The following is a 1,535-nucleotide window of genomic DNA, read 5'->3' as shown; positions in this document are numbered from 1 at the left end:
GTCCCCCTCGCCAGCCACCCCCCGGCCGACGAATCCGACCCGCCGGTAGAAGGCGGCGGCCCGCCCGTTCCCCTCGTTCACGAACAGCCGCACCCGCTCCACCCCGGCTTGCCGGGCCCACCCCACCGCGACCGCGAACAGCGCCTCGCCCACGCCTTTCCCGCGATGCCCGTCCCGCAGGAACACACCCACCAGATGCGCCTGCCGCCGCTCGACGATTCCCCCGAAGAAGTCCCGCGCCCCGGCCTCCTCCACGAGCACGGTCACCGTCCCGACCCACTCACCGGCCGCGCTCTCCACCACGAACTGCCGCCGCTGCCACGCCCCCTCGGCTGCCCCCGCCGCCCGTTCCTTCCAGAAGGTGTCGGGACGCGCCGCCGCCTCCCCGTACGTCTCCAGGAACGCGAGATGAGCCACCGGATCCCGCAGCGCGGCCAGCCTCAACTCCCGCACCTCACGCCATTCCTCGGCACGGACGGACCGAATCCGGTACCCCTCGGGAAGAGCAGGACTCTCAGCACGCGCAGGCAGCTTCATACGGGCCACGGTAGTACCGGGGTACTACACCTTCACCGGATTTCCGGCCCCGGTCGCACGCCCCGGCCCCGCCCACGTAGCAGGATGCCCACGTGACGAGCGACGGCACCGAACCCGCAACCGACACCAGAACGAGCACCGACAGCACCTGGCAGCCGACCGGCCCGCAACCCCTGACCCACCACTTCCGGCACGGCACCCAACGAGCCCGGGATCTCGACCGCCGCCGCCCCCTGCTCTGGGACCTTCTCGTCACGGGCTTCTTCGTGACGGCCGCCCTCATCGACTACACGAGCGACGGCTGGCAGAACGTCGCCGAGAATCCCGCTCTCCCCGGCTGGCTGATCGTCACCCTCTCCCTCGGCTTCACCCTCCCGCTCCTCCGGCGCCGCACCCACCCCTTCGCGGTGCTCCTGACGACGCTGCCGTTCGCCGCCGTCAACACCTGGACCGGCGCCTCCCTCCAGGCCGGACAACTCTGTGTGCTCACCGTCTTCCACGTCGCACTGCGCACCCGCCACCGCACCCTGCTCTGGTCCTACGCCCTGGCCCTCCTGCCCTACGTCGTCGGCGCCATCCGCTACCCCGCCGAACAGGGCCTCAACCAGAACATCGGCCCCGCGGCGACGGCCCTGGCCTTCGCTGCGGTCGCCGGCATAGCCGTGCGCACCCGCAAGGAGTACCTCGCCTCCCTCGTCGAACGCGCCCGCCAGCTGGAAGTCGAACGCGACCAGCAGCTCCGCCTCGCCACAGCCGCCGAACGCGCCCGCATCGCACGGGAGATGCACGACATCATCGGCCACAACCTCTCCGTCATCACCGGTCTGGCCGACGGCGGCCGCTACGCGGCACCGAAGGACCCCGCCCGCGCGACCGAGGCCCTCACCGCCATCTCCACCACCAGCCGCCAGGCCCTCGCGGAGCTACGCCGTCTCCTGGACGTCCTGCGCGACGACCCCGACGACACCTCGCCCCCCGCCCCGCCGGCCGTCCTGACC

The 1,535-nt window shown here is 72.1% G+C and carries 2 protein-coding genes; one reads left to right on the top strand and one right to left on the bottom strand.

The window, feature by feature from the left end; genetic code table 11:
• Window positions 1-537: GNAT family N-acetyltransferase (locus P1P70_RS44455; RefSeq protein ID WP_319248160.1), on the bottom strand; the 537-nt coding region annotated here is incomplete at its 3' end.
• 92 nt (window positions 538-629) lie between these two features.
• Here P1P70_RS44455 and P1P70_RS44450 point away from each other — a divergent pair.
• Window positions 630-1,535: histidine kinase dimerization/phosphoacceptor domain-containing protein (locus tag P1P70_RS44450; RefSeq protein ID WP_319248158.1), on the top strand; the 906-nt coding region annotated here is incomplete at its 3' end.

Source organism: Streptomyces sp. MB09-02B (assembly GCF_033794485.1).
Classification (GTDB): Bacteria; Actinomycetota; Actinomycetes; order Streptomycetales; family Streptomycetaceae; genus Streptomyces.
Note: the sequence above shows the minus strand (reverse complement) of the source record. Positions and strands in the feature narration are given on the sequence as shown.